We start from the raw sequence: 14,238 nt of genomic DNA on the forward strand, positions 1-14,238 counted from the left end.
TCACACCAACACAATCCATACTAAAAGAGAGTGGAAACATTGTAGAGGAGTATTTACACAATATTCAGGACTTGACTCTTTTTTCCGCTCGTAACCCCGAGATTCACCGTTTGCTCGGGCTTTCTCCTACTTTTCCCGCCAGCAACCCCGAGATTCGTCGTTTGCTCGGGGTTTCTCCTACTTTTCCCGCCAGCAACCCCGAGATTCGTCGTTTGCTCGGGGTTCCTACCCCTTTTTTCCGCTCGCAACCCTGAGATTCGTCGTTTGCTCGGGGTTCCTACTCCTTTTTTCACCCGCAACCCCGAGATTCACCGTTTACTCGGGGTTTCTACCTCTTTCACACAATAAAATCAAAATTAATACCTTTAATCACAAACCGTTCTACATCCAATCAATATTATAATTACAGTCAATCCTTTCTAACTCCATTATTTCCAACATCTTTCCCTCATGAGAAAATTTAATGAGGGAACGATACAGATAAGACAAAGGGTGTGTATGATGAACTCAGAAATAGCCATTAAACTTCATCAAGTTTTTTTCGAAACAGAGCAACTTCAAATTATTAAAGGAATCACAGGAGAATTTAAAAAAGGCAAAATCACAACCATTATCGGTCCGTCAGGTTCAGGGAAATCCACATTATTCCGCTTATTAAACGGCTTACAGTCCGTGGCAAAAGGCTCGATTGATATATTCGATCAGTCCATTAACGATTATGATCCGATCGCTTTAAGAAAACAGGTAGGTATCGTGTTACAAGAGGCCGTAATGATAAAAGGGAATGTGAAAGAAAATTTAGCCCTGCCTTATTCATTAGAGGGAAAAGCACTCTCAGATGATGAAGCTGAATATATGCTTGAGCTAGTCGGCTTGAAAAAGGAAATACTCACGCGTGATAGCGGGGATTTATCGGGTGGACAAAAGCAGAAGGTTTCAATTGCACGAACCTTACTTAATAAGCCTGATATTCTACTACTGGATGAAATCACCTCTGCACTCGATCGTGTTTCTTTACATGATATCGAACAATTAATCCAACATATTAATCACCAATTTGAAACAACGATTATTTGGATAACTCATAATATCGAGCAAGCATATGCCATCGCAGACGATGTATGGGTTTTAATAGATGGGGAATTAGCGGCGGCAGGCCCAATCAAATTATTAGAAAAAACGACTAATCAAGCTGTTAGAGAATTTGTCTGGGGGGATGATCACTCATGAGCTTCCTAACATTAGCCTTAACCCTCATTTTTGTTTTCATTCCGATCATCTTATCTAAGACTCTAAAGCTCGGCCTTGAAAAGGATACACTGATTGCTACAATCCGTTCCATTATTCAACTTCTTGCCGTCGGTTTCGTCTTACAATTCATCTTTGATTCTGAAAGTTTTCTTTATATCATTCTTATGATTATGCTAATGATTGGGGCAGCTACTCAAAATGCGAGAAAAAAAGGGGCATTGATCCCCGGAATTACATGGAAACTAATTGTTACCTTTTTATTTATTGAATTATTAACGCAAGGGCTCTTAATTGGTCTCCAAATAACACCTGCCACCGCACAATACATGATCCCTATAAGTGGGATGGTTATTGGTAATTCCATGGTGTTAGGTATTCTTTTCTTAAATCGTTTTACATCGGAAATAGAAACAAGAAAAAAGGAAATGGAATTAATCCTTTCATTAGGAGGATCGCCAAAGCAAGCGATTCACCGTTCACTCATTACATCTATCCAAACAAGCACTATTCCTACTATCGAAAGTCAAAAAACGATTGGTTTAGTACAATTACCCGGTATGATGAGTGGACAAATCATTGCTGGTGCTGATCCGCTGCAAGCCGTCCTCTTTCAACTTTTAATATTATTCTTATTATTAACTACGGCAATTGTCACTAGTATTATGCTCGGTTTTTTATCTTATCCCACTCAATTTAACGAACAAATGCAAATGATTGATTAGATCACTATAAACCACATCATTCTTATCGATGTGGTTTCATTTTTTTTGAGTTATCGGCTGTGTATAAGTCAGGGTTATCCACGAATTAGCGTTAATATTAACAGCCCTTCTGTGCATAAACAGAAAATTGACCTATTATTTTTTATTTTCGATTGTGGATATATGTTTGTTATCCCCAAAATACTTTTAAACTTCTTTTGTAATAAATGTTAGCTCCTTAGGAAACAACTTATACGTGACAGGAGTCTGATCGGTAATTTCACCATCACTATCAATGTCTAACTCTCGTGAGGTTTCTAACGTACCATGTACAGTCGTAACTACCTCAATTTGCTCGGGATTGTTAAATAGTTCATCTGTTCCAGTTGCCTGCTGATACACACTTTTTAGTAAAGAAAAGCCGGCCTCTTTGACAATGAAAATATGCAGTTTCCCGTCTGAAAGTGACGTGATATCTTTGAAGAAACCGAATGTCCCAAGGTATTGTCCGTTCATAGCGAGTATCATGACGGCTTCGCCACTTTTTTTCTCTCCACCCTCTAACTGAAGGGTGTACGTAAAAGAACTCGGTTCAATCATCGAACGAAAAGCACTTATCGCATATCCGAGCTTTCCAAATTTGTCTTTGGTAGTTGTACTTATTTCCTTCGATGCATCAGAGATTAGTCCTACCCCAGAGAAGTTGGCAAAGAAACGTTCATTTTGCTGCACAACATCAATGGTTCTCTTATTTTTTGCAAGAATAGCCTCGACTGCCTCTTCAATTGAGAAACAATTCAAGGCACGTGCCAAATCATTACACGTACCAGTCGGTAAAATGGCCACAATCGGACGACCTGCTTGTTGCAACAACCCATTTACACACTCATGGACTGTGCCATCACCACCCATGATTAAAAGTAAATCTATCTGTTCACCATATTGGATACAATACTGCTCAGCATCTCCTTTGCTTTCCGTTTGTTTCAAGGTTAACTCATGAATGCTTGGAGCTAATTTAGGGATAATCATAGCTAAGGTTTCCTCAATCTCCTGCTGACCTGCATTCTGATTATAAATGAGTAGTGCTTTTTCATATATGGCCATTGCCTAACCACCTTCACATAAGATAAAAACAACTCTAAAAGGAAAAGCCTGACTATGCTATTTAATAAACATGATCCCCTTCCATTCAATTATCTTTACCCATAACCCCACTTTTATCAAACACGTTAGAAATAACCCATGCACCTGTTGCTCGAAAACTGTATATTTGTATGAAAGTTGTTAGGGGCGATGGGTTGTGCCTTGAAGTTAGCTGGTCATCCATATTGCGATAAATGACTTAACAGGACACTGCTCCCTTCTTGGTCATGTGGACTCATCACGGTCATGGAGTTGTATGAAGTGCCACCAGTTTAATAAGTCGCCACTACTTTCATATTTGATGGCGACGAAGTCTAAAGCACTCCGCCACCATCAAATATGAAAGTGGCTTTTGCAACAATGTAACCGAGAGAACTGGCCGACAATGCGGAGCAAATCTATATACGCAGCAATGTAGACGGAAATAGGACTGATAATGCGACGTAAATATGTTAAAGAGAGCACATTTTAAATTTTAAAAAAACAGGAACGTATTTAAAGCCATTCTACAACTGGTAATTAATCCAAACCAATTTGCCTTTTGACTTCCAAATGTTTATTCAAATTCCTTTTTTAACTGGTGGCTTTTCGTTCAATTGATGTAATTTCATTAAATTTTAAGAGTATTTATAAGGGTAGATGTTACGTAAACTTAAGATTGAACAGTACCCAGCGGAGAATGATTTTCGGTAGTGACGAGCTGATTTCCACATATCTCCAATCGTACACTCTCGTAAAAAAACGTTACTCATACCAAGCTTTTGAAGGCCGTTCTTTCGGATAACCATTCTTTTCACGCTCGCTCTTACGCACTTCGGTAAAATGAAACCACTGCTTGGAACTGTGCGGGTAATGAGCATGATGAATCACACAGCGCAACTGATCCTCCACACAGCCGTCTGTCCAAACCCCTAGCCTTTGCTCCAAACGATCAAAAAGAGAAGCACCATCATGATGACGTATTTCATCTAGAGAATAAATACCTAATACAAAGACTAATTTTTCAGCTAAAGCATAACCGATAGAAGGAATACGTTGAAACACAACCAATCCTTGTAATTGGTGAGCACGCTTCAAATCAGAACCAATCCGTTCACTTATTTCTTCAATAGATAAATAACCTAAATCAGCCATTTTTATCTTTGCTTTCCTAAGGAGTTGTTTCTCCATGTCAGTTAAAAGTAATTTGATTCGGCTCATAACTACCACCACCTATTTGCATGATTCAAAAACAAGCAGCATCGTATCTGACGTTGAATCCTCCGCTACCTTTTCGAAGCCTAACTGATTATACAAGCTGACTGCTGTTTGATTCAATCGACTTACACTCAAGGAAAGAGCAGAAAATCCCTCGCTTTTTGCCTTATAGATTAATTGTGTCATTAAATTCCTACCAATCCCTTTGCCTCGGTAATTTTCCGTAATGGCTATACTAATTTCGGGGATCGTTTCAGCCACAAAGCCATATCCTTTCTCACTATCTCCAAAAAGTCTGAACCATGCCGCCCCAACCTTTTTATCATTATGTTCGGCAACTAGAGCAACATCTCCTCTTCTCCCCCAATTATGCATGTATTTCTGTAACTCAGGTCGAGACAATAACTCTTCCTTGGAAGGTTTCTCCCCCTCATCAATCACAATCGATTCGTAGAACATTTCCTCCAGAAAATAAACTTCCTCGTTCTGTAACTCTCTAATCACGAAATCACCCTTTCTTTCCTATTTTCAAACAATAGCTCGAACGATGTAACGGGAATACGTTGTTGGTAAACCCTCACATGTTGCATGTTGTTCAAATAGCTTTGTTATCTCTTTTAAATAGTTATCAATAACAAACGAATGAATCGAATAACTTTGACCAAAACACCTTAGTTTAATTACATCTTCAGGCGTTCGTAAAAAACTGATACTATTGACAATTTCTATATCTGCAGTTTCAAAGCCACTAATGGCTAATCTCTTTTCCAATGCCTCATATATCGGATTACCATCAGTATAGGTAAAAAAATGAGGAAACATCGCCGCCAAATCCTCACCCATCTCATCACCTGGGTGAAGCCCTAATACATTTCCACCTTAAACCACATTCCATCACCCATGCTGTTGACCTCGGTATTGGAGGGGGCATCTATGCTCGATCACTTTCTAATATAGGCATTGCCCATATTATAGGTATCGACTTTTCAAAAGCGATTATGCAAACTGCTTCTTTACATTGCCATGACTACGGAAATATTACCTTTCATTTAGGCACTGCCGAGCAAACAGGACTAAAAAATGCCTCTAACGAGTTAGCTTTAGCACGCGCCTCATCCATCACATTAAGGATTTACACGCCACTTTTAAAGAAGCACACCGTATGCTCAAAGAAAAAGGCGTCTTACTTATACAAGACGGCACACCTGAGGATTGTTTCCGTTTATCTACCACTTCTTTGCCACTTCATCACCCGCGAGTTGCCTTTAAACCTTTTTATCTACCACTAACGGCTCCTTACAACCACCGCATCACACGCTTAACTATATGAGTAGGTAAGGGCTGACGGAGGGCTATCTCTAACCTCTCAGGGTGATTAATCCCCACATTTTCGAAATGGTGCTCGATCAGCATGACCTTCTCACCTTTATTTGGCATTAGCATATATAACACATACCAATCTTCCAAATAACAAAATGGAGCAACTTGTCCATCCTGTAGTTCTAGTATTCGAATTGCTTGCTTAGGAAAAGATGCTTCGTAAATTCCTTCGTCATGACGGAGGGCAAATCCAGACATCAGATCCACTTCGACTTCACCAATTTGATACTTTTTAAAAACCTTTGTTCGATAAGGATCTTTACTAAGAGCCGTGTGTTCAGTTCCTATATCTTTTAAGAATTGAATCATAGTTTTGACACATTTCTCATCAACAAGAATATCAATGTCACGAGCAACATCTACTAATCCTTCCATTTGTAACATAAGTGAGCCTCCAACAGCCCATGAAATTTGATGTCCTGGTATACGTTTACAAATTTTTAAAAGTGCTTGATGCAACTTTTCTTCCATACCATAGTCACCATCCTTTACTAGACCTTAAACTACGTCCATCAATACTAAAATAAACCATAAATCGCCATGACCCTTTACCCTTTTGTATAAAAGTTGACTAACACTGGAATGCGGAGCACTAATTGCCGCCACCGAAAATCATGCGCCGCGTCCTATGGGATGGCGCTGAGCTAATCGGCTACGATACCACTTTCATCATCAATATTGATTAGCTTTTTTCGGCACCATGAAAGTTTTATATAGAATAGCCAAAAGAGTTATCGGAATAGCGGCTATGACTGTTTTCACTATAGAGATTTGCTCTGCTAGTGGCGTATGTGTAGATTGGTTCGCTGTAAAGATAGACCACCAGCTCGTTGCCTCATAATTAAAAGAAACAATAAACGATATCATAAAGAATACAACTACACCCAACCAATAACTCCTCAAAACATCCGCCCCTTTCCTCTTTACAATAACGACTTCAGAAGCTCTAAATTCTCCTCATAAAACCTTCTATTTTTTTCAAGTCCACGCCTTTGGCTCCAACCAATTGAATTAAAGGCGTCACAAAACCGATAAAATGGTAAAATCTGATCTAGATCAATGAGTGGACGAACGGAGTTATAACCATCTTGATAGCTAGCTAACGTCCCTTCATTTTGAAGAAAGATATCACGATTAATTTTAGTGAAATCTACTTCCGTTGCCGCGAATCTAACACTTTCGAAATCGATAATTCCTGAAACCTTATCTTCTAAAACGATGATATTTGCAGGTCTAAAATCCATATGAACAAAGCTAGGTCCCTCTGGTTCCGGTAAATGAGGGTGCATCTTTTCAAAATGTGTAAGGGCTTGCTCATACAATTCTGTCGGAATCACTTTTTGCACATCCTCAGCAAAACTATAAAATTGCTGACGAAAAAATGCACTCCAGCCGTCAAACTCATTCCTCATACCCTTCAGCTCTAGATTGTTTGGTGGTGAAATCTCATGCATGCGGGCATGAATGACACCAATATCATAGGCCAATCTCCTAGAAACAGGCCCGCAAATCGCCTCTCCCTCTACTTCTGATAATAGTAATGCTCCCGGCAACTCCCCATCTCCGTACCAAACGTCTAGTAACGCTGGGACCGGTACCTTACCATTTAATATATGTAACGCATCAACCTCACGCAAAAGCTTTAAATGCGAAAAAGGAATCTTCACATAAACCGTGGCTCCTCTTGTTAATGTAACCTTATAAACGTCAGAGCTGAATGAGTCCATAACCCCTTCAATGGATTGAACCTGTAACCGAAACTGTTGAATGACCTTGTCTATGGCTTCCATATATGATCTCCCCTCTTTAAATACACATAGTCTTTATCTTTTATCATGGATCGCTCGCTTTAGTTGATTAATAGAGGCCAAAGCATGTGCCCGGCTCCAGTTGATTTCTTGCATGCAGAAGGACGGGTCGCACTGACTCAATCGAACGGCCAAAATCATTCATCCATTCGTAGCGAGGCACAAGCCATGTATGAAAGTGGTTCATCATGTTCATACATATGATGACTATCAAAAACGGCACTCTATTTTACACGTTTTAGCCCACTGTCATCCTATTTCGGATTAGATTTGGTATAATGATGGAAATATTATCCTCAAGGAGTGAATCGGATGGAGATTAGAGAGGCACGTGTACAAGATGCCGAGCGGTTTTTGGAATTAACCAAAAGTGTTGATAAATCGGGATATATGCTTTATGAACCTGGCGAAAAAACAATGACTGTAGATCAACAAAAAGCTTTAATAGAACGGATTTCTCATGATCAAACATCCACCTTCCTTGTTGCTGAAACGAGTAATACGCTTATTGGGTTTATTGGAGCATTCGGAGGGAGCCTTAAACGAAATCGACATTCCGCCTACTTAGTGATCGGTGTGGATGAAAGCTATCGCGGGCAAGGTGTCGGAACAAAATTATTTGAACATATTTTTCGCTGGGCAAAATCGGCAGCAATCACGAGGCTAGAGTTAACCGTCATGACAAGCAATACTGCTGCTTTTCTTCTTTATCAAAAAGTCGGGTTTACGATTGAAGGCGAAAAGGTTCATTCTTTAATGATTGATGGGCAGCCGATGAATGAATATTACCTATATAAGCTCATTGTGTAACTTCTTCATAGTGAGGAGCACTCCCTCGAGTACTCCTCTGTTCATTTAGACTCGAAGGTCAATCTCCCAACATTGAAAAATTCCGATAGCGGCACTTTTCTACCTTCCTGATCCCAACGATGATATTCACGAAAGACCTCTTGAACATTGCCATCCGCTTTCTCTTCAACCAAATATTTCACAGTCAAAAAGCTCCGCCAGTATTGAAATAGTATACTAGATAGACTACCTTCATACGTTTTAGTTCCAAATTCATCTAATGTTTGATGACCATACGAATCTGCAAATCGTTCGACAAGACGCGTCTCAACCTTAACAATTTCACCGAACTCCGCATCCGTTAACATGTTCCTCCTTGGTAAATATTCACACATACCTTCTTCAAACCAAATACTATCTTCTCGCTCATCATCCCAGTCATCTAAAAATAAATCGAGATGATGTGTTAGTTCATGCCCAAGTATTGTAACGATATAAGATTCAGATAAATTTTGATAAAAATCTCCTAGTAACGGATCTGGACACCCCTCCACTTGCTGTAAAAAGAGTTCCTTCCATCCGTCTAAATCTGGTGAAAAGAATACATTATTTCGATTCGTATAGGCAGGTATTTCAATCTGTGAGAAAGTCTCTGTTGCTAATTCTTTCGTCGTCCAGACTATACCCTTAGGCAAATCATTTAACTGATAATCCTCTTCTAAAACCATTTGATACGCCTTCAACTTACTCTGAAAACGTTCTATGACCGGTCGAAATTTTCGGTAATCTTCTACTTGTTCAAACGCATATATATGTTTCATTATCCTTAATACCTCTACTTCCTAAAGCCTGGACTTAATTCACTCCATACATCAAATAAGTTGCCGTCAAGATCATAGAAAACAAAATTCCTACCAGGGTGTCCGCGATCCTCGATTTCCCCCGTTTTAATGAAACGTTTGTTTAATTCTTGGTGAAGTACCTCTAACTGCTGTACGCCATCCACTTCAAAAGTTAAAGAAAATCGAGTCTGTCCTGAGTGATCGATGAAGTTCGCACTCTCTCCTTCTTTCGCTCGAACAAGGAAAAAGCTTTGATTGGCTAAATGAATAATTGCCTTATCCTCATCTCGATAGGAAAGCTCAGCCTCTAACTTTTTCACATACCAATCAACAGCTGCTTGAACCTCATTAACAGGAATATACGTTGTACCAACTCTTTTTAATACATTCATCCCTACACCACCTTATTTAAGATTTGTTTTTTAATCCAGGTCTGAACGTGTGTAAAGTCTGATTGCTCCTCTAAGGCAAAATAAAGTGCTTTCATAAAAAGCTTGATGTTCCACTCTACTCGGTACTGGCTATGTGGTTCTAAATTCAAAAGCTCTAGCTGCTTTAACCACGTCCATAAAGTTTCTGAGCTCATCCCCTGCTTCATTAATGCATCAATAACGGCTAGTAATCTTTCCTCCTCTTCATCTATGTACGCGTACTCGACATGCAAACATCCTTGAATTACACGTAAGCAATCTGGTATGAGCTTCTTTTCAAAAATAGGATGAAGAATCGCCTGGGCTAATAAATCACTCCCATGCGCGATACTATGTGCCCACCCTTTACCTTCTATATAACCTCGGTAGTCTTGTTCTTTATACAAATAATCAATACTTCCTAATATGGCTAATTGAACAAGCTCATTAGGTAAGGTACGGATATCCTTGTCTTTGTACAAAAGGAGAGCAATAACAAGTGCGGAGAAGGAACGCGTCAGTACAGCATCACTTTTTCCCTCATCTATTTGAAAAAATAAATGTTTGTCATCTAAACACGTGCTCAACAAATCATTGATTTTTGGCCCTGTTAAATAGTCATGTAATATGAGTTTGCCAAAAGCTTTGTAAATTAATTGGTCTCTCAAATAAGAATCTGGATGACCGATATGTAGGGTCATTTTATCTAATAGTTCATCTACTTCCCTTTTATCCAAGACTATCTCTTGTTCATTCAATACCGTTTCTAATTCTATCTTTAATTCAGTAGTCATTTTTCCGCTCCTACTATAAAGAAAATTCAATTATTTTTATTAGTCTGACTTATTTTATCATATATTGGAATTCTCGCCTATTTTCATCCGTATAACAGAGGGAAAGCCTTATCATCCTTAATAAATGAAAATCAAACAAGGAAATAGGTAAAGCCCTCCCATCAGAGTGTTCTTAATTCGTGGAACTCTGAGCTTTCTTTTTACGAAACAACCCGTACGAGCTCTTCCTCCATATCAGTTCCAACGGGCCAGTGCCCCAAGCCTTCACAAAGAAATGTGCAGCTATCATCATCAAAACCGTAATCATAATCCAGGCAAGGAAAACAAGATAGACAGAGCTAATTGGTGCTAAGCCGAAACCCCAACCATAAAAGAAAATCGAAGCGATGAGGTTTTGAAGCACGTAACAACTTAAAGCGGCTTTACCAATGAGCTCAAAACGTACCATCAACCATTTCAATACACCCTTTTTCAGAATCCAAGCGAATAAACCGATGTATCCTAACGATAAAATCGGAGCAAATACATATCTCGAAGCAATATCGAAGTAACCACCAGGGATAAGTATAAGCAAATTTAAAGGGATACCAATTCCTAAGCCATATATCATTAGCTTTTTTCTTATTTGTTGTCCATGAGCATCATCAGCAAAAGCCCCTGCTCGAAATAAGCGTATGCCAATAATATATAAGCCAATATTCATGAAGATAATAAGAATGGCCTCTGAACGAAGACTCCAAAAATCTCGAACCCGAAATTGCAACTGTTCCCAATATGTTCCTTCTGTATATAAGTGACTCGTTTCTTGAAACATTCTAACGAAATCCAACATAAATGTTTCATCCTGAATTAACATCGCCCAAACCACCGAAAAGAGTAAGATACCTAAAATATGTATGGACAATGTGATTTTCATCCAACGGTTCATGGTATTCTCCCTGCAACGTACGAGAAAGGCAACAATCATTCCTGTAATGGCATAACTCATCAATATGTCATATTCAAACACAAAAATAAAATGTAATAAACCATCTAGAAGCAATAACAACATCGTCCATAAATAGAGCGGAATCCAAGGTAATCCATCCCGCTCTGCTTTTCGGTACTTCAATTCAAGACCAATTCCAAACATAATCGTTAATAAACCTAGGAATTTCCCATTAACAAAAACGGATTGTAAGGCAACCAATATCGAATCTAAGCGATACCACCAATCCGTCGTTAATAAAACAGACATTATGTTACCAGGCTGTGCAAACAACCAAATATTTGTACCTAATGTGCCAATAATAGCAAATCCCCTTAAAACATCTAATAATCGAATCCGTTTGTTTTCTCCCATTTTTACACGCCTTTCACGATTGTTGGGTAGGTGTTGTCCGTGATAACCTCCATGCGAGCACAGTACCCCAGACAAATACGATGAGGTAGAATAAACGCTGAAGTAAACCATTTGGCATTGGTACGAAGATGATACTGATGATAAGAAGGAAAACCAACACCAATAACCCTAGACAAAGGTACGTCCACTTTTTCCCTATTGATAAAAACCTTGCATAAATCCACATTCCTGGGAACAGTGTCACCATCCCAATCACAACAAATAGCGAATGCCAAAATAAATCTACATCAGCAGGAAAAATACCTGAGAAGATATTTCCAATCGCAAGCATGACAATAAAGATTGTAGCTAGTACGGTTTGCCAAGTTCGCTCTAAAAATTGAAAGATATACAAAACTCCCAGTGCCAATGTAATACCATTAAATATAAACAATAAATTCATCCAGAAATGGTAAGGGGAACAGATCTCATGAATTCCTAAAGCGTACGTATTTTCTCCACACGCCGTTACGCCTAAATCACTCATCGCCTGCTCCATGAAATAGTATGGTACCGTAGAGCTCCAGATAAAAAAAGGCTCTAAAATAAAATAAAAACATGTTAAAATCCAGCTAGCTATTCCGACCGTATTAGATATTCTCATTACATTCATTCCCTCCTAAACAAGCTAATATCTCAATCTTAGTAGCTTTAAATGAATAGAGTAATGGTCTGCAGCATGGTTACACTTCCGTCTCTAGGAGGAAATTGCCTCGCCCAATCACTTCAATAACCAATGAACAGCACTTAGTAAGTTTTCTGCGATATAGTCCACATCCACGGTTGACCAGCTATCACGAAAATCGTCTAAAGAGCTTTGTCCCCAACCTGTTTTAACAAGTATCTTTAAAGCACCAACCTCTTCAGCCGCTAACATGTCTGTTGAACCGACATCACCAATAACAGCTGTTTGGCTCAAATCCAATTGATACTTCTCTGCGGCATGGTGTAAGAGACCCGGCTTTGGTTTATGACACGTACAATGACCGTCCATTGGATGAGGACATATAAAAGCATCATCAAAACCCAATTTCTCAAACTCTTCCTCAAAATCGTGAATGCTTGCTTGTCCTTTAGAAATTCGATGTTGGTTTGTTAAAGCGAAAACTGGTATACCCTTTTTTTTCAGTAATTCAATAGCTTCCATTGAAAAAGAATAAGGCTTGAAATCATTTGGATGAACAAAATGGCCAGTTCCTCCAATCGTGCCATCCCGATCGATAAAAACAGCTTGTAGATTCATCGTATCTTCCTCTCAAAATTTGAGTTATCTATCTTTTAACCGAGCAAAACAAAACAGGTATTGCTCCCATTCAATACCTGTTTTTATAAGTTTCACATGCTAATGAGTCGTATAATCCCCATCCCCCAAAAGGTGAATGCTACCATTAGAGAGCATCCACTATAAATGGCTGAAACACGCTGTTTATTTTTTCCCTCGACTAAACCCTCTGTAAACCCGAGCATAAATAAGGAAATAACATTTAGATTCTTCTTAACTCCAATTAAGTAAGCCGCTAGTAAGAAAACAAAACCTAGTAGTATATAAACTAGATTCAGGACCATTCCCATCACCTCATAATAAGACTATTTAACTGCGACTGGGATCAGTAGCTGTCTAGTTTCGCTCTTAACTTCATCCGATAGTTTTCTAGTTTACGAATACGTTTAAGAGTAAGGAAGATCCAACTGGCACAATAAATAACATCGTTTCATTTACTTCTCGATTATTGTCTATGATTCTATCCATGTTAAACCTCCTCCCTTTAGTAAATCATTCTTTTGGTTTTAATGAGCTTTTAATATTGATGAAACAAGCAGTTCCAATAATAAAGAATATGAGCATGAGCCAAGCAAAAATTCCTGAATAACGGTCGTCGAAAATATAAACACTTGTAAGAGTAGAAAAGAGCATAGCAGCCATCATTACGTACATCCATTTAACGAATTGCATGTGTGTCCTCCTTTTGTATGAAAGTTACTTATGGGCGATAGGTTGTGCCTTGAAGTTAGCTCGTCATCCATCTTGCGATAGATGACTTAACAGGACACTGCTCCCTTTTTGTGCGTACGACTCCTAATGGTAATCGAGTTGTAAACGGGCCAACTGTTTAAAAAGTCGCCACTACTTTCATCTTTGTTGGTGGCGAAGTGAATGGGGCTTCGCCATGTGCGTTTATATGAAAGTTAGTGCTGAGGCATGTGCGGAGCTCTACTCGTGGCTACCGAAAATCATGCTCCGCTGGGTTACTACTAATTCTCAAGTTCTCAAAAAATCTAACACCATCCATTTAAAATGAAAAAAATCAAATTGAATGAAGTTCCACCAGTTAAAGAGTCAGACACCACTTTCATTTTTGTTGGTGTCGAAGTGAATTGGGCTTCGCCATGCGGGTTTTGTATGAAAGGTCAATGGGTAATGCACGGAATCTCGTCAAGTTCACTTCCATTATTACAGATTACAACTAATCATTAAGCTCTAGAGCTCATTGTGACATCATGCCCCTCGAGTAACTAACACGTTTAGTTCGTGTAGTTA

19 protein-coding genes and 2 pseudogenes are annotated in these 14,238 nt (G+C 38.9%); 5 read left to right on the plus strand and 16 right to left on the minus strand.

Going from position 1 to position 14,238, the window contains the following annotated elements:
* From PQ479_RS20605 to PQ479_RS20615, 3 genes are all read left to right on the plus strand, one after another.
* On the plus strand, nucleotides 1-254 hold a 254-nt coding region (locus PQ479_RS20605), incomplete at its 5' end, for a hypothetical protein (protein WP_273717190.1).
* A gap of 247 nt (nucleotides 255-501) precedes the next feature.
* Nucleotides 502-1,230 carry an ABC transporter ATP-binding protein gene (locus tag PQ479_RS20610; RefSeq protein WP_273717191.1) on the plus strand — a complete coding sequence of 243 codons (729 nt, stop codon included), beginning with the start codon at nucleotides 502-504 and terminating at the stop codon, nucleotides 1,228-1,230.
* Complete coding sequence (locus PQ479_RS20615) at nucleotides 1,227-1,973, plus strand: ABC transporter permease (protein WP_047988128.1); 747 nt, start codon at nucleotides 1,227-1,229, stop codon at nucleotides 1,971-1,973. Before PQ479_RS20610 ends, PQ479_RS20615 begins: the two co-directional genes overlap by 4 nt.
* Nucleotides 1,974-2,159: 186 nt before the next feature.
* On the opposite strand, the gene PQ479_RS20620 is transcribed toward PQ479_RS20615, so the two are convergent.
* From PQ479_RS20620 to PQ479_RS20635, 4 genes are all read right to left on the minus strand, one after another.
* Nucleotides 2,160-3,059: a diacylglycerol/lipid kinase family protein gene (locus tag PQ479_RS20620; RefSeq protein ID WP_053070342.1), complete on the minus strand. Its 900-nt coding sequence runs from the start codon at nucleotides 3,057-3,059 to the stop codon at nucleotides 2,160-2,162.
* Between the two features lie 783 nt (nucleotides 3,060-3,842).
* Nucleotides 3,843-4,298, minus strand: coding sequence for a helix-hairpin-helix domain-containing protein (locus tag PQ479_RS20625; RefSeq protein WP_083991203.1), 456 nt, complete (start codon nucleotides 4,296-4,298; stop codon nucleotides 3,843-3,845).
* A 12-nt stretch (nucleotides 4,299-4,310) separates the two neighbouring features.
* Nucleotides 4,311-4,799, minus strand: a complete 489-nt coding sequence (locus PQ479_RS20630) for a GNAT family N-acetyltransferase (protein WP_053070341.1) — start codon at nucleotides 4,797-4,799, stop codon at nucleotides 4,311-4,313.
* 24 nt (nucleotides 4,800-4,823) lie between these two features.
* A complete protein-coding gene (locus PQ479_RS20635; RefSeq protein WP_053070340.1) occupies nucleotides 4,824-5,138 on the minus strand; it encodes a hypothetical protein in 315 nt (104 codons plus the stop codon).
* A 74-nt stretch (nucleotides 5,139-5,212) separates the two neighbouring features.
* Between PQ479_RS20635 and PQ479_RS21965 the strand changes: the two are divergent.
* A pseudogene (locus tag PQ479_RS21965) lies at nucleotides 5,213-5,625 on the plus strand (class I SAM-dependent methyltransferase).
* Here the strand turns inward: PQ479_RS21965 and PQ479_RS20640 are convergent.
* The 4 genes and pseudogenes from PQ479_RS20640 to PQ479_RS20655 form a co-directional block, all read right to left on the minus strand.
* Nucleotides 5,592-6,146: a nucleotidyltransferase family protein gene (locus tag PQ479_RS20640; protein WP_053070339.1), complete on the minus strand. Its 555-nt coding sequence runs from the start codon at nucleotides 6,144-6,146 to the stop codon at nucleotides 5,592-5,594. The pseudogene PQ479_RS21965 and the gene PQ479_RS20640 sit on opposite strands and share 34 nt — an antisense overlap.
* Nucleotides 6,147-6,347: 201 nt before the next feature.
* Complete coding sequence (locus PQ479_RS20645) at nucleotides 6,348-6,563, minus strand: hypothetical protein (protein WP_053070338.1); 216 nt, start codon at nucleotides 6,561-6,563, stop codon at nucleotides 6,348-6,350.
* Between the two features lie 35 nt (nucleotides 6,564-6,598).
* Complete coding sequence (locus tag PQ479_RS20650) at nucleotides 6,599-7,465, minus strand: phosphotransferase family protein (protein ID WP_047988127.1); 867 nt, start codon at nucleotides 7,463-7,465, stop codon at nucleotides 6,599-6,601.
* Nucleotides 7,466-7,562: 97 nt separating this feature from the next.
* Nucleotides 7,563-7,667: pseudogene (locus PQ479_RS20655) on the minus strand (HIT family protein); the annotation flags it as partial.
* A gap of 128 nt (nucleotides 7,668-7,795) precedes the next feature.
* Here PQ479_RS20655 and PQ479_RS20660 point away from each other — a divergent pair.
* Entirely contained in the window at nucleotides 7,796-8,293 is a 498-nt protein-coding gene (locus PQ479_RS20660; RefSeq protein ID WP_047988126.1) for a GNAT family N-acetyltransferase, read from the plus strand.
* A gap of 41 nt (nucleotides 8,294-8,334) precedes the next feature.
* Here PQ479_RS20660 and PQ479_RS20665 read toward each other — a convergent pair whose 3' ends face one another.
* The 8 genes from PQ479_RS20665 to PQ479_RS20700 all read right to left on the minus strand — a co-directional run bounded on the left by PQ479_RS20665 (nucleotide 8,335) and on the right by PQ479_RS20700 (nucleotide 13,653).
* Complete coding sequence (locus PQ479_RS20665; RefSeq protein WP_053070337.1) at nucleotides 8,335-9,093, minus strand: hypothetical protein; 759 nt, start codon at nucleotides 9,091-9,093, stop codon at nucleotides 8,335-8,337.
* Between the two features lie 14 nt (nucleotides 9,094-9,107).
* Nucleotides 9,108-9,506: a VOC family protein gene (locus PQ479_RS20670; protein WP_047988124.1), complete on the minus strand. Its 399-nt coding sequence runs from the start codon at nucleotides 9,504-9,506 to the stop codon at nucleotides 9,108-9,110.
* 2 nt (nucleotides 9,507-9,508) lie between these two features.
* Nucleotides 9,509-10,318, minus strand: coding sequence for a DUF2785 domain-containing protein (locus PQ479_RS20675; RefSeq protein WP_053070336.1), 810 nt, complete (start codon nucleotides 10,316-10,318; stop codon nucleotides 9,509-9,511).
* A gap of 172 nt (nucleotides 10,319-10,490) precedes the next feature.
* On the minus strand, nucleotides 10,491-11,660 hold the full coding sequence (locus tag PQ479_RS20680; RefSeq protein WP_047988123.1) for a DUF418 domain-containing protein: 1,170 nt from the start codon (nucleotides 11,658-11,660) through the stop codon (nucleotides 10,491-10,493).
* A gap of 13 nt (nucleotides 11,661-11,673) precedes the next feature.
* The gene (locus PQ479_RS20685; RefSeq protein ID WP_047988122.1) at nucleotides 11,674-12,303 is read right to left on the minus strand and encodes a DUF998 domain-containing protein; all 630 of its coding nucleotides are present in this window, start codon (nucleotides 12,301-12,303) and stop codon (nucleotides 11,674-11,676) included.
* Between the two features lie 117 nt (nucleotides 12,304-12,420).
* Nucleotides 12,421-12,942, minus strand: coding sequence for an HAD-IIIA family hydrolase (locus tag PQ479_RS20690; protein ID WP_047988121.1), 522 nt, complete (start codon nucleotides 12,940-12,942; stop codon nucleotides 12,421-12,423).
* Nucleotides 12,943-13,034: 92 nt separating this feature from the next.
* Nucleotides 13,035-13,265 (minus strand): hypothetical protein, encoded by a 231-nt coding sequence (locus tag PQ479_RS20695; RefSeq protein WP_047988120.1) that lies wholly within the window; start codon nucleotides 13,263-13,265, stop codon nucleotides 13,035-13,037.
* 208 nt (nucleotides 13,266-13,473) lie between these two features.
* A complete protein-coding gene (locus PQ479_RS20700) occupies nucleotides 13,474-13,653 on the minus strand; it encodes a hypothetical protein (RefSeq protein WP_047988119.1) in 180 nt (59 codons plus the stop codon).
* Nucleotides 13,654-14,238: the final 585 nt, after the last annotated feature.

It is taken from the genome of Alkalihalobacillus pseudalcaliphilus, assembly GCF_028610675.1.
Lineage (GTDB): Bacteria > Bacillota > Bacilli > Bacillales > Bacillaceae_D > Alkalihalobacillus > Alkalihalobacillus pseudalcaliphilus.

Bases quoted from the DNA above. Each gene is read 5' to 3' on its own strand.
- PQ479_RS20610 (WP_273717191.1), top strand. From the start codon at position 502: ATGAACTCAGAAATAGCCATTAAACTTCATCAAGTTTTTTTCGAAACA.
- PQ479_RS20615 (WP_047988128.1), top strand. From the start codon at position 1,227: ATGAGCTTCCTAACATTAGCCTTAACCCTCATTTTTGTTTTCATTCCG.
- PQ479_RS20620 (WP_053070342.1), bottom strand. From the start codon at position 3,059: ATGGCCATATATGAAAAAGCACTACTCATTTATAATCAGAATGCAGGT.
- PQ479_RS20625 (WP_083991203.1), bottom strand. From the start codon at position 4,298: ATGAGCCGAATCAAATTACTTTTAACTGACATGGAGAAACAACTCCTT.
- PQ479_RS20635 (WP_053070340.1), bottom strand. From the start codon at position 5,138: ATGGGTGAGGATTTGGCGGCGATGTTTCCTCATTTTTTTACCTATACT.
- PQ479_RS20640 (WP_053070339.1), bottom strand. From the start codon at position 6,146: ATGGAAGAAAAGTTGCATCAAGCACTTTTAAAAATTTGTAAACGTATA.
- PQ479_RS20650 (WP_047988127.1), bottom strand. From the start codon at position 7,465: ATGGAAGCCATAGACAAGGTCATTCAACAGTTTCGGTTACAGGTTCAA.
- PQ479_RS20660 (WP_047988126.1), top strand. From the start codon at position 7,796: ATGGAGATTAGAGAGGCACGTGTACAAGATGCCGAGCGGTTTTTGGAA.
- PQ479_RS20665 (WP_053070337.1), bottom strand. From the start codon at position 9,093: ATGAAACATATATATGCGTTTGAACAAGTAGAAGATTACCGAAAATTT.
- PQ479_RS20670 (WP_047988124.1), bottom strand. From the start codon at position 9,506: ATGAATGTATTAAAAAGAGTTGGTACAACGTATATTCCTGTTAATGAG.
- PQ479_RS20675 (WP_053070336.1), bottom strand. From the start codon at position 10,318: ATGACTACTGAATTAAAGATAGAATTAGAAACGGTATTGAATGAACAA.
- PQ479_RS20680 (WP_047988123.1), bottom strand. From the start codon at position 11,660: ATGGGAGAAAACAAACGGATTCGATTATTAGATGTTTTAAGGGGATTT.
- PQ479_RS20685 (WP_047988122.1), bottom strand. From the start codon at position 12,303: ATGAGAATATCTAATACGGTCGGAATAGCTAGCTGGATTTTAACATGT.
- PQ479_RS20690 (WP_047988121.1), bottom strand. From the start codon at position 12,942: ATGAATCTACAAGCTGTTTTTATCGATCGGGATGGCACGATTGGAGGA.
- PQ479_RS20695 (WP_047988120.1), bottom strand. From the start codon at position 13,265: ATGGTCCTGAATCTAGTTTATATACTACTAGGTTTTGTTTTCTTACTA.
- PQ479_RS20700 (WP_047988119.1), bottom strand. From the start codon at position 13,653: ATGCAATTCGTTAAATGGATGTACGTAATGATGGCTGCTATGCTCTTT.